The following is a 13,265-nucleotide window of genomic DNA, read 5'->3' on the forward strand; positions in this document are numbered from 1 at the left end:
TCGGCGTCGGCGGACGGTACGGGCTGGTCCGAGGGTGTGGGTGTGCTGGTGCTGGAGCGCTTGTCGGATGCGCGGCGGCTTGGGCATCGGGTGTTGGCGGTGGTGCGTGGGTCGGCGGTGAATCAGGACGGGGCGTCGAACGGGTTGACGGCGCCGAGCGGTCCGGCGCAGGAGCGGGTGATCCGGGAGGCGTTGGCGGCTGCGGGGGTTGCCGCGTCCGAGGTGGATGTGGTGGAGGCGCATGGCACCGGGACGCGGTTGGGGGATCCGATCGAGGCGCGGGCGTTGCTGTCCGCGTACGGGCAGGGGCGTGAACGGCCGTTGTGGTTGGGGTCGTTGAAGTCGAATGTGGGGCATACGCAGGCGGCTGCGGGTGTGGCCGGTGTGATCAAGATGGTCGAGGCGTTGCGTCATCGGGTGTTGCCGCGGACGTTGCATGTGGGGGAGCCGACGCCGCATGTGGACTGGTCGGCGGGGCGTGTGGAGTTGCTGACCGAGGAACGGGAGTGGGTGGCCGACGGGGAGCGTCCGCGCCGGGCGGGTGTGTCCTCGTTCGGGATCAGCGGCACCAACGCCCACGTCATCCTTGAGGAGTTCACCCAAGAGGCCTCTGTCGAAGAGGCCCCTCCCGGTGATGCCCCCGAACCCGTCGCCCCGGACGACCGGCCTGTGCCGCTCGTGCTCTCCGCCCGCACGCCGCAAGCGCTGCGCGACCAGGCGAGCCGGCTGCTCCCGTTCCTGAGCGAAGGCGGGACCCCTCTCCATGACCTGGGCCTCTCCCTGCTGACCACGCGCTCCCTCTTTGACCACCGCGCCGTAGTGTGCGGCACCGACCGGCAGACCACCGTCGACGCGGTCACCGCGCTGGCCGCAGGCTCCCCCAGCGCGGACGTGGCCGAGGGCGAGGCGGCTGTCACCGGCTCCGTCGCCTTCGTGTTCCCGGGGCAGGGGTCGCAGTGGGCGGGGATGGCGGCCGAACTGCTGGATTCCTCGCCGGTGTTCGGGGCGCGGATGGCCGAGTGCGAGGCGGCCCTGGCGTCCTTCGTGGAGTGGTCGTTGGTGGAGGAGGTGCGGTCGGGGCGGGCTTGGGAGGGCGTGGACGTGGTCCAGCCGGCTCTGTTCGCGGTGATGGTGTCGCTGGCGGAGGTGTGGCGGTCGTTCGGGGTCGTTCCCGATGCGGTGGTGGGGCACAGTCAGGGGGAGATCGCTGCCGCGGTGGTGGCGGGTGCGTTGTCGTTGGAGGACGGGGCGCGGGTCGTCGCCCTGCGCAGCCGGGCGCTGGGTGCGCTCGCCGGTCGCGGCGGCATGGTCTCCCTCGCCCTGCCGCCCGACCAGGTGCGCGAACTCGTCGCGGAACGTCCGGGACTCGCGCTCGCCGCTCTCAACGCCCCGACGTCCGCTGTCGTCTCCGGAGACCCGGCCGCCCTCGACGCCCTGCTCGCGTACTGCGAGACCAACGGCATACGCGCCCGGCGCATCGACGTCGACTACGCCTCCCACTCCGACCACGTCGAGGAGATCCGCGAGGAACTGCTCGACGCTCTGGCCGGACTGCGTCCCGCCAAGAGCCGTATCCCCGTGTACTCCACGGTCGCCGACGGCGGATGGCTCGACACGGAGGGCATGGACGCCGACTACTGGTACCGCAACCTGCGCGAGACCGTCGGCTTTGAACCCGCCGTACGTGCCCTGGCCGCCGCGGAGTTCACCGCCTTCGTAGAGGTCAGCCCGCACCCGGTGCTCACCATGGGTGTGTCGGAGACCGTCCAGGACACCGGCGGCGTAGCGCTCGGCACCCTGCGGCGCGGCGAGGGCGGCATGCCGCGCGTCGTGCGGTCGCTGGCGGAGGCGTTCGCCCACGGCGTGCCCGTGGACTGGAAGCCTCTGTTCGACGGCACCGGAGCCCGCACGGTCGAGGTCCCCACCTATCCCTTCCAGCGCAGCCGTTACTGGCTCAACCCGCCCACCGCCGCGGCCCCCGGGGCCGCCGCCGATGCGGCCGACGCCGGGCTGTGGCAGGAGATCGAGGGCGAGGACACCGGGACCGTCGCCCGCTCCCTCGGCGTGGCTCCCGACGCCGCCGGTGAAGTTCTGCCCGCGCTGTCCGCCTGGCGGGAGCGACGGCTGCGCGAGCGGCGTGCCGACGCACTGCGCTACCGCATCGGATGGCGTCCCCTCTCCCTCGCCGCGCCGGTGACCCTCAACGGGCGCTGGATCGTCGTACGTCCCCAGCACACCGGCGGCCAGGACGTGGTCGACGCACTGGCCGCCGCAGGCGCCGACCCGGTCGTCGTCACCGTGTCCGGCCCGGACGACGACCGACCCTTCCTCACCGAGGCTCTGCGTGCCGCCGTGGCCGACGGCCCGGTCGCCGGAGTGCTGTCGCTGCTCGCCGACGAGGAGCGCCCGCACCCGGCCCACCCGGACGTGCCGGGCGGCCTGGCGCTCACCCTCGCCCTGGTCCAGGCGCTCGGCGACAGCGGCATCGCGGCGCCCCTGTGGTGCGCGACGCGTGGCCTGGTCGCCGTCGGCGGCGGCGAGCAGCCCGGCGCATGGGCGCAGGCCGCCGTCGCCGGGCTCGGACGGACCGTCGCACTGGAACGCCCGGACCAGTGGGGCGGCCTCGTGGACCTGCCCGTCCAGGTGGACGAGCGGGCCGGTGGCCGACTCTGCGCGGTGCTGGCCCGGGTGAAGGACGAGGACCAGGTCGCGGTGCGGTCCTCCGGTGCGTTCGGGCGGCGGATCCTGCCCGTGGCCGGGCGCCGTGAGGTCGCGCAGAGCCCGGCCCGGAACGGCACCGTGCTCGTCACCGGCGGAACCGGCGGCGTCGGCGCCCATGTGGCCCGTGACCTGGCCGCACGCGGCGCCGACCACCTGCTGCTGGTCAGCAGGCGCGGCCCGGCCGCCCCCGGAGCCGACGCACTGCACGCCGAACTCACCGAACTGGGCGCCCGGGTGACGATCGCCGCCTGCGACGTGGCCGACGAGTCGGCCCTGCGGGCGCTGCTCGCGACCGTCCCCGCCGAGTCGCCCCTCACGAGCGTGATCCACGCCGCCGGAGTCCTCGACGACGGCACCCTCGACACCCTCGACAACGCCCGGCTCGCCACGCTGATGCGGGTCAAGGTCACCGCCGCCCGCGCGCTGCACGAGGCCACCGCCGCGCTGGAGCCCGCCGACTTCGTGGTCTTCACCTCCTTCATGGGCGTCCTCGGCAGCGCGGGCCAGGGCAACTACGCCGCCGCCAACGCCGCACTCGACGCCCTGGTCGCACAGCGCCGGGCGGCAGGGCTGCCCGGCACGGCCGTCGCCTGGGGCGCCTGGGCCGGTGGCGGCCTGGTCGAGGCCGAGACGGCCGAGCGCCTGAAGTCCCTCGGCATCGCCGCGATGGACCCCGAGGACGCCGTCCGGGCCTACTCCGCCGCCCTGGCGGACGGCGACGAGCTCGCCGTCGTAGCCGACGTGGACTGGGACCGCTTCCAGCAGGCCGTCGCGCTGCCCGGCACCGCGCTGCTCAGCGAGCTGCCCTCCGGCACCACCGAGGCGGCCCCGGCTCCGCAGGAGCGCCCGGTCCGCGGCGAACTCGCCGCCCTGCCCGCCGCCGAACGCGTCCGGTACGTCACCGACCTCGTCCGCACCCACGCGGCGGCCGTACTGCGGCACCGGGCCGGCTCCGACATCCCGGCCGCCCGCGCCTTCGCCGAGCTCGGCTTCGACTCGCTCACCGCGGTGGAACTGCGCAACCGCATCGGCGCCGCGACCGGACTGCGCCTGCCCGCGACCGTGCTGTTCGACCACCCCACACCCCAGTCCCTGGCCGCCCGCCTGCTCACCGAACTGGCCCCCGGCGACGCCGGCCCGGATGCCGACGACCGCACCACGGGGACCGCTCCGACGGACGCGCACGACGAACCGATCGCCGTCATCGGCATCGGCTGCCGGTTCCCCGGCGCCCACGGCCCCGAAGCCTTCTGGGAGTTGCTGCGCGAGGGGCGCGACGTCATCGCCGACTGGCCGGCCGACCGCGGCTGGGACACCGCCCGGCTCTACCACCCCGACCCCGACCGGCCCGGCACCACCTACAGCCGCAGCGGCGGCTTCCTCACCGACGTCGGCGGCTTCGACGCGGAGTTCTTCGGCATCTCCCCGCGCGAGGCCCTCGCCATGGACCCCCAGCAGCGGCTCCTGCTGGAGACCTGCTGGGAGACCGTCGAGCACGCAGGCATCGACCCGGCCTCCCTGCGCGGCCGGCCCGTCGGCGTGTACGTCGGCACCAACGGCCAGGACTACCCGCTGCGCCTGGACGGTGCCCCCGACGTGTCCGAGGGGCACGCCCTGACCGGCAACACGGCCAGCGTGATGTCCGGCCGGGTGTCCTACGCGCTCGGCCTGGACGGACCCGCCCTCACGGTCGACACCGCGTGCTCCTCCTCGCTGGTCACCCTGCACCTGGCCGCACAGGCCCTGCGGCGCGGCGAGTGCGCGCAGGCCCTGGCCGGCGGGGTCACCGTCATGACCACACCCAAGCTGTTCGTGGAGTTCAGCCGGCAGCGCGGCCTCGCCCCGGACGGCCGCTGCAAGGCGTTCGGCGCGGGCGCCGACGGCACCGGCTGGGCCGAGGGCGTCGGCATGCTCCTCCTGGAGCGGCTGTCCGACGCCGAACGCCACGGCCACCGCGTGCTCGCCGTGCTGCGCGGCACCGCCGTCAACCAGGACGGCGCCAGCAACGGACTCACCGCCCCGAACGGACCGGCGCAGCAGCGCGTGATCCGGTCCGCGCTCACCGACGCCCGCCTCACACCCGACGACATCGACGCGGTGGAGGCGCACGGCACCGGCACCCGCCTCGGCGACCCCATCGAGGCCCAGGCCCTGCGGAGCGTGTACGGCGAGGGCAGGGGCGCCGACCGTCCGGTCCGGCTCGGCTCGGTGAAGTCCAACATCGGTCACACCCAGGCCGCCGCGGGTGTCGCCGGCGTCATCAAGATGGCCCTCGCCCTCCGCCACGGCGTCCTGCCCGCCACCCTGCACGCCGCGGAACCCAGCCCCCACGTCGACTGGGACACCGCCGGGCTGAGGCTGCTCACCGAGGCGACGCCGTGGCCGCGGACCGACCGGCCGCGACGCGCGGGCGTGTCCTCGTTCGGCATCAGCGGCACCAACGCCCACGTGATCATCGAGCAGGCGCCCACCGGCCCGGCCGACCGGCAGCCCCAGCCGGTCAGCCCTCAGACCGTCGACTCCCAGCCCGTACGGCCCCAGTCCGCGAGCCCTCAGCCCGTACGACCTCTGCCGCTGCTGCTGTCCGCACGCACCCCGGCCGCCCTCCGCGCCCAGGCTGCCCGGCTCGCCTCCCACCTGGACGCGCACCCCGACCTCCCGCTGCCCGACGTCGCCCGCGCCCTGGCCGTCGGCCGCTCGGCCCTCGACCACCGCGCCGCCGTCACCACCGACGACCCGACTGCGGTCCGTTCCGCCCTCGATGCCCTGGCCGCCGGCGGACCGGCCACCGCACTGCTCACCGGCACCGTCGCGACCGGCCGCACCGCGTTCCTCTTCCCCGGCCAGGGCAGCCAGCGGCCCGCCGCCGGTGCCCGCCTCTACCGGGACGAGCCCGTGTTCGCCGACGCCCTGGACGAGGTGCTCACCCACTTCGCACCGCACCTCGACGTGCCCCTGCACGACCTCCTCTTCGCCGCAGAGGGCACTCATGAGGCGGGCCTGCTGGACCGCACCCGCTACACCCAGCCCGCCCTGTTCGCCCTGGAAGTCGCCCTGTTCCGGCTGCTCGGCCACTGGGGCGTCGTACCGGATCTGCTGCTCGGGCACTCGGTCGGCGAACTGGCCGCCGCACACGTCGCCGGAGTCCTGGACCTGCCCGACGCCTGCGCCCTGGTCGCCGCACGCGGCGCACTGATGGACCAACTCCCCAACGGGGGCGCCATGGTGGCCGTCGAGGCCGCCGAGGACGAGGTCGCCGCCCACCTGGACGGCGGCGTCGCGGTCGCCGCCGTCAACGGGCCGCGGTCCGTCGTGCTCAGCGGCGACGAGGACGCCGTCCTCGCCGTGGCCGGGACCTTCCGCGCCCGGGGCCGCCGCACCCGGCGCCTGTCCGTCAGCCACGCCTTCCACTCACCCCGCATGGACGGCATGCTCGACGCCTTCCGCGAGGTCGCCGCAGGACTGTCGTACGGTGAACCGCGCATCCCCGTGGTCTCCAACCTGACCGGCAGGCCCGCCACCGCGGAGGAACTCGCGTCCCCGGACTTCTGGGTGCGGCACGTGCGGGGCACCGTGCGCTTCCTCGACGGCGTCCGGGCGCTGGCGGAGGCGGGTGCCACGACCTTCGTGGAGGCCGGGCCCGGGGGCGCTCTCTCGGCCCTGCTGACCGAGTGCCTTCCGGGCGGCGAGGCGATCCCGCTGCTGCCGAAGGACCGCCCCGAGGGCCCCGCCGTCCTGGACGCCCTGGCCCGACTCCACGTCAGGGGCGTGCCGGTGGACTGGCCGGCCGGCGCCGGCAGCGCGCCGTCCGCTCGGCACGTCGACCTCCCCACCTACCCCTTCCAGCACGAACGGTTCTGGCCGCAGCCCACGCCGCCCGGCGCCACCGACCCCCTGTGGGACCTGATCGGCGGCGCCGACGCCCCGGCCGTCGCCGAGTCGCTGGGCCTCACGGAGCACGCGCCCCTGAGCGAGGTCCTGCCCGCGCTGACGGCCTGGCGCTCCCGGCACGAGGAGGAGGCCGAGGCCGCCCGCCACCACTACCGCGTCGACTGGCGGCCGCTGCCCGCCCCCGCCGCGGGCCGCCTCGACGGAACCTGGCTGCTGGTCGCACCCGACGACGCCGACGCCGATCTCGTCGCCTCCTGCGGCCGCGCCCTCGGCGAGAACGGCGCCCGGGTGACCGTCCTGCGCACCACCGCCGACACCACGGGGCCGGAACTCACCGAGCACCTTTCGGACGGCATCACGGGTGTCCTGTCCCTCACCGGGCGACTCCCGCTGACGGTGCGTCTGCTCCAGGCCCTCGCGGATCACGGCAGCCGGGCCCGGCTGTGGTGCGTCACGTCCGGCGCGGTGGCGACCGGGCCGGACGAGGCACCCGACCCCGAGCAGGCTCAGGTGTGGGGCCTCGGCCGGGTCGCCGCGCTGGAACACCCCGACCGCTGGGGCGGTCTCGTCGACCTCGCCGAGCGTCCCGACGCCGCCGCCCTCGGCACGCTGTGCGCCTGCCTGAGCGGTGGGGCCGGTCCCGAGGACCAGATCGCCGTACGGCGGACCGGTCCGCTCGGACGCCGGATCGTGCCCGCGGCCCCGGCCGCCCTGTCCACCTGGGCACCGCAGGGCACCGTGCTCGTCACCGGCGGCACCGGCGGGATCGGCGCCCAGGTGGCCCGCTGGCTGGCCGCGCGGGGTGCCGAGCATCTGGTGCTGACCGGGCGGCGCGGCCCGCAGGCCTCGGGAGCGGCCGAACTCCGCGCGGAACTCCAGGCATCGGGAGCCCGGGTGACGATAGAGGCCTGTGACGTCGCCGACCGCTCCCGCCTCGGCGCGCTCCTCGAGCGGCTCCGCGCGGACGGCAGCACACCGCGCGCGGTGTTCCACGCCGCCGGAACGGTCACCGACACGCGCATCGAGCACTGCACCCCCGAGCAGTTGCGCGCCGAACTCGCCGCCAAGGCCGAAGGCGCCGACCACCTGGACGACCTGCTCGCGGACACACCCCTCGACGCGTTCGTGCTGTTCTCCTCCATCGCCGGCACCTGGGGCAGCGGCGGCCAGGGCGCGTACGCCGCCGCCAACGCGCACCTCGACGCGCTCGCCGCGCGCCGCACGGCCGTCGGCCTGCCCGCGACCTCCATCGCCTGGGGGCCCTGGCAGGGCACAGGAATGGCCGCGGGCGAGGCGGGCGCCGCGCTGAGCCGCCACGGCCTGACCGGACTGCCGCCCGCTGTCGCGCTCGGCGCGCTCGGCGCGATCCTCGGCGCGGGCGAGACCCACGCCGTGGTGGCCGACGTGGACTGGGCGCGGTTCGTGCCGGTGTTCACCTCCGCGCGGCCCAGCCCGCTGCTGGAACCGGTGACGGTCGAGCCGCAGGAGCCGAGTGACCGGCAGGAACACACGGAATCCTGGCAGGAGCGACTGGCCGCTCTGCCCGCGGCGGAGGGCCGGCGGCTGCTCGTCGAACTCGTCAGCCAGGAGGCGGCACACATCCTGGGCCACGCCTCCTCGGACCGCGTCGATCCCGAACGCCCGCTGCGCGAGATCGGGTTCGACTCCATCACGGCTGTCGAGCTGCGCAACCGCCTTGTGCAGGCCACCGGCCTGAACCTGCCCGTCACCGCCCTCTTCGACCACCCCACCGGCACCGACCTGGCCCACCGCATCCACGCCGACCTCACCGGCACCGACGCCGACGCCGAGCCTCCCGTGGAGGTACCGGAAGCGGACCTCGCGGGAGACCCCCTCGCCGTCCTCGCGATGGCCTGTCGCTTCCCGGGCGGCGTGCGTACCCCCGAGGACCTGTGGCGGCTCCTGGCCGACGAGGTGGACGCCATCGGCCCGGTCCCCGCCGACCGGGGCTGGGGGGCGGCCGAGGCCTTTCCCACCTCCGGAGGCGGTTTCCTCGACGAGGCGGGCGCCTTCGACGCCGCCTTCTTCGGGATCTCCCCGCGTGAGGCGCTGGCCATGGACCCGCAGCAGCGGCTGCTCCTGGAGGTCTCCTGGGAGGTGCTGGAACGCGCCGGCATCGACCCCCTCTCCGTACGCGGCAGCCGGGGCGGCGTGTTCGTCGGCGTCGCCTCCCAGGGCTACGGCACCGGGCCCGGTGCCGCCCTCGACGAGGTGGAGGGCCATCTGCTCAGCGGCAACGTCACCAGCGTGGCGTCCGGCCGCATCGCCTACACCCTGGGCCTGGAGGGGCCGGCGGTCACGGTGGACACCGCCTGCTCCTCCTCGCTGGTGGCCCTGCACCTGGCCGGGCAGGCCCTGCGCTCCGGCGACTGCTCGTTCGCGCTCGTCGGGGGCGCCGCCGTGATGGCCGCCCCGGACGTCTTCGTGGAGTTCGGCAAGCAGGGCGGACTCTCGGCCGACGGCCGCTGCCGCTCGTTCGCCGACGGCGCCGACGGCACCGGCTGGGGTGAGGGAGCGGGCATCATCCTGGTCGAGCGGCTCTCCGAGGCCCGCCGCAACGGCCACCCGGTCCTCGCCGTCGTACGCGGCACCGCCGTCAACCAGGACGGCGCCAGCAACGGGCTCACCGCCCCCAACGGGCTGGCTCAGCAGCGGGTCATCCGCCAGGCACTGACCAGCGCGGGCCTGCACGCCGAGGACGTGGACGCGGTCGAGGCGCACGGCACAGGCACTGCCCTCGGCGATCCCGTCGAGGCCCAGGCGCTGCTCGCGACGTATGGGCAGGGGCGTGAACGACCGCTGTGGCTGGGGTCGTTGAAGTCGAACATCGGACACACCCAGGCCGCCGCCGGCGTCGCCGGCGTGATGAAGACGGTCCTGGCCATGCGGCACGGCCTGCTGCCCCGGACACTGCACGCGGACACGCCCACCCCGCAGGTCGAGTGGTCGCCGGGCACCGTCCGCCTCCTGGACCGCGCCCGCCCCTGGCCCGACACCGGCCACCCCCGACGCGCCGGCGTCTCCGCCTTCGGCATGAGCGGCACCAACGCGCACGTGGTCCTGGAGTCGGCTGAGACCCCGGACGCGGCGGTGGGGGCGGCCGGCAGCACGCCCGCAGCCTCGGCAGAGGTGGTCGCCGCGTATACCGAGCAGGGGCCCTTGACCCCGGCGGAAGCCGCGTCCGCTCCCCAGTCCGAGCGGCAGGCGGCCGTGCCGGCAAAAACCCCCTCCGCGCCGCTGCCCTGGCTGCTGTCCGCCCGTACCCCGGCCGCCCTGCGTGACCAGGCCCGCCGCCTGCATGACCACCTGACCGCACACCCGGACCTCGCACCGGCCGACGTCGCCCACACCCTGGCGACCACCCGGGCCGCCCTGCCCCACCGCGCCGCGGTGATCGGTGCGGACCGCGCCCGGCTTCTGGCGGCCCTCGACGGGCTGGCCGACGGGCCGGCCGCGCCCGTTCAGGGCCGGGCCCGCGGTGCCGGCAGGACCGCGTTCGTCTTCCCCGGCCAGGGCTCGCAGTGGGCCGGTATGGCCGTCGAACTGCTCGACAGCGCACCGGAGTTCGCCGCGCGGATCGCCGAGTGCGAGTGGGCCCTCGCCCCGCACGTCGACTGGTCCCTGAGGGAAGTCCTGGGCTGCGCCGCCGACCTGGAGCGGGTCGACGTCGTCCAGCCCGCCCTGTTCGCCGTGATGGTCGCGCTCGCCGCGCAGTGGCAGGCGGCAGGGGTGCGGCCCGACGCCGTGGTCGGACACAGCCAGGGCGAGATCGCCGCCGCCTGCGTGGCAGGCGTCCTGACCCTTGAGGACGCGGCGATGATCGTGGCACTGCGCAGCCGGGCGCTGCGCCAACTGTCCGGGGCGGGCGGCATGGCCTCCCTCGCCGTCGGCGAGGAACGGGCCCGCGCCCTTCTCGCTCCCTTCGGGGACCGGGTCTGCGTGGCCGCGGTCAACGGCCCCGACGCCGTCGTGGCCGCGGGCGAGCCCGCCGCACTCGACGCCCTGGTCGCCGCCTGCCAGGCGGACGGCGTGCGCGCCCGGCTCATCCCCGTCGACTACGCCGCCCACTCGGCCCAGGTGGAACAGGTGCGCGACGACCTGCTCACCGCCCTGGCCGCCGTACGGCCCCGACCGGGCGACGTGCCGCTGTACTCCACCGTCACCGGCGAACGGATCGACGGAACGCGGCTGACCGCCGACTACTGGTACCGCAACCTCCGCGAACCCGTCGCCTTCGACCGCGCCACCGACCGGCTCCTCGCCGACGGACACGACCTGTTCGTCGAGACCAGCCCGCACCCCGTGCTCACCGCCGGCGTCGACGGCACGGCCGACCGCGCCGGACGCCCCGCCACCGCCGTCGGCACCCTCCGGCGCGACGACGGCGGCCCCGACCGGCTGCTCACCTCGCTCGCCGAGGCCTGGACCGCCGGTGCCGAGGTGGCCTGGCCGCGGCTGCTGCTCCACAGCGCCCCCGGCGCTCAGCGGGTCGACCTGCCCACGTACGCCTTCCAGCGCACCCGCTACTGGCTGCCCAGCCCGGGCCGTGCAACGCAGGCGGACGCCCCCGTGGACGGCGCCTTCTGGGCGGCCGTCGCCGAGGGTGACCCGGCCCGGCTGGCCGCCGCCCTCGGCGCGGACCCGGGCGACGCCCCCGACGGCTTCGGTCCCGCACTGCGCGAGGTGCTGCCCGTCCTGTCCGGCTGGCGCCGCGCCCGCGAGGAACAGCGGGCCCTGGACACGTTCGGTTACCGACTGCGCTGGCAGCCGCTGCCCGAACCGCCCGCCGCCGCACCCACCGGCGACTGGCTGGTGGTCATGCCCGAAGGGCACGCGGACAGCCCGCAGGCCGGTGCCTGCTTGGAGGCGTTGCGGTTCGGTGGTGGAGGGGCTCGGGTGCGGACCGTCGTCACGGACCCGGCCTCCCCCGGCGACACCTTCCGCGCCGTGAGCGAGGCCGCGAGCCCCACCGACACCGGTGTGCTGTCCCTGCTGGCACTGGACGAACGCTCCGCGTCCGGCAGTACGGCGACCCTCACCGCCACCCTGGAACTCCTGCGGGCACTCGACACCCGCGGTGCCCCGGCCCCGCTGTGGTGCGTGACGAGCGGTGCCGTCGCCGTACACCCCGACGAACCCCTGACCCACCCGGGCCAGGCCCGGCTCTGGGGCCTCGGTCAGGTCCTGGGCCTGGAGCAGCCGCAGCGCTGGGGCGGCATCGCCGACCTGCCCGCCGCCCCAGGGCCCGACGAGGTGCGGCGGCTCGCGGTCCTGCTGGCCGGCGGCCACGAGGACGACCACCTCGCCGTACGCGCCGACGGCGCCCACGTACGACGTCTGGTCCGTGAGTCGCCCGCCGCGGCACCCGCATCTCCCGGCTGGAGTCCGGTGGGCGGCACCGTGCTGGTCACCGGCGGCACGGGAGCGCTGGACGCGGACATCGCCCGCCGGTTCGCCGCCGACGGTGCCCGGCACGTCGTCCTTGCCACCGGAGGCGAGCCGCCGGCCGGGCTGCGCGACGAACTCGCCGCACTGGGCGCCTCGTTGACCGTCGAAGAGTCCCTCACCGACCTGCCCCGGCTGCTGTCCGCGCTGCCCGCCGAGGCACCGCCGGCGGCCGTCGTCCACCTGGCCGACGCCCCCGCGGCACCCGGGGCGGCCCTCGCCGACCTCACCCCCGAGACACTGGAGCAGACCGTCCGCCAGACACTCGGCCCGGTCCCCGACCTCGTCGAACTGATCGCTCCCGAGACCGCCGTCGCCGTCCTGTGCCCGCTCGACGGGGTCTGGGGGGCAGCCCGTGAAGCCGCGTCCACCAGCGCCTACGCCGGTCTGCGCGCACTGTTGCGGGCCTCGGGCGGGCGTCGCTTCCTCATGGCCGTCGGCGGACTCGACCCACGGTCCGCGCGGACCGAGCGTCCCCTCCCGGCCGACACGGTCGCCCGGGCGCTGAGCCAGGCCCTGCAAGGTGCCGAGCCCGATCCCGTCCTGGCCGACGTGCAATGGGACCGAGTCGTCGCCGCCGTACCGACGGACCGGGCGCTGCGTCTGCTCGCCGAACTGCCGGAAGCCACCACCGACGCCCCGTCCGGCGACCAGGAGACCGGTGCCGGTGAACTCGCCGCACGGCTCGCGCCGTTGGACGAACCGGCCCGCCGACGGCTTCTGCTGGATCTGGTCACTGACCACGCGGCCGCCGTCCTGGGCCACACCGACCGCCAGTCGGTCCCACCGGACCAGGCGTTCTCCGCGGTCGGCTTCGACTCGATGCTCGCCGTGCAGTTCCGCAACCGGCTGCGCGCCGCGACCGGCCTGCCGCTGGCCGCTACCGCCGTCTTCGACCACCCCACCCCACTGGCCCTGGCCGACCATCTCCACGAAGGACTGTGCGGCCTGCCCGACCCCCTCGCACCGGCACTCGCCGAACTCGACGCCCTGGAGGCCGCCCTGACCGCGGCGGACCCCGGCGCCCCCGGCGCCGACGACATCGGGCCCCGCCTGCAGAACCTGCTGCGGGTCTGGGCCCGGCGTACCACGCCCGAGGACCGGACCTCCGACACCGAGGACATCGGCTCGGCCAGCGCCGACGAACTCTTCGAACTCCTTGACAACAACTTCGGAATGGCCTGAGG

1 protein-coding gene is annotated in these 13,265 nt (G+C 75.6%); it reads left to right on the plus strand.

The annotated features are described in order from the left end of the window. On the plus strand, positions 1-13,263 hold a 13,263-nt coding region (locus ACWDAG_RS40150), incomplete at its 5' end, for a type I polyketide synthase (protein ID WP_450700502.1). Positions 13,264-13,265 lie beyond the last annotated feature (2 nt).

The organism is Streptomyces sp. NPDC001157, from assembly GCF_053598255.1.